The sequence below is a fragment of the Bradyrhizobium sp. SRL28 genome, assembly GCF_018596315.1.
Classification (GTDB): Bacteria; Pseudomonadota; Alphaproteobacteria; order Rhizobiales; family Xanthobacteraceae; genus Bradyrhizobium.
This window is the reverse complement of sequence record NZ_JAHEAG010000205.1, coordinates 1-582: the sequence shown is the minus strand read 5'-3', so window position 1 is coordinate 582 and position 582 is coordinate 1. Positions and strand designations below refer to the sequence as shown.

Below are 582 nucleotides of genomic sequence, written 5' to 3'. Positions count from 1 at the left end.
TGCCGGGCCGGCCGCGGCCGGTCCGTCGGCAAGGCCAGACGGGCCGGCGCGCCAGCCAGGGTGTTGCGCCAATACTCCGCCTGCTTCTGCAATCGCTCGCCAGCCAGCCACTGCCGTTGCCAGGCAGCATAGTCCGGATACTGGATCGCAAGCGGCGGCAGCGGATCGTCTTGTCCCGCCAGGAACGCCCGGTACAGCTGACTGAGTTCACGCACCAGCACGCCCAGCGACCAGCCGTCCGAGACAATGTGATGCTGGGTCAGCAGGAAGACGTGCTCGTCATCGGACATCCGGATCAGCCGGCCGCGGATCAGCGGCCCGCGCACCAGATCAAACAGCGTGCGCGCCTCTTCCTGGCACAGCTCCGACAGCGCCGCCTCCGCGTCTGCCCGGCCCCGCAGATCGTGCTCCACAACCGGCAACCCCGCATCCGCCGGCAGAACCTCAACCCAAGGCTCACCCTCCGACGCGACAAAAATGCTCCGCAGCGCCTCATGCCGCGCCACCAACTGGTCAAGGCTGCGCTGCCAGGCGCTGCGCTCGAGCACACCTTTGAGCCGCCACGCCAGCGGAATGTGATAG

At 68.0% G+C, this 582-nt stretch carries 1 protein-coding gene; it reads right to left on the bottom strand.

Translation table 11 applies throughout. The annotated features are described in order from the left end of the window. A partial coding sequence (locus KIP88_RS46000) for a condensation domain-containing protein (protein WP_249791576.1) occupies nucleotides 1–582 on the bottom strand: 582 nt, incomplete at both ends.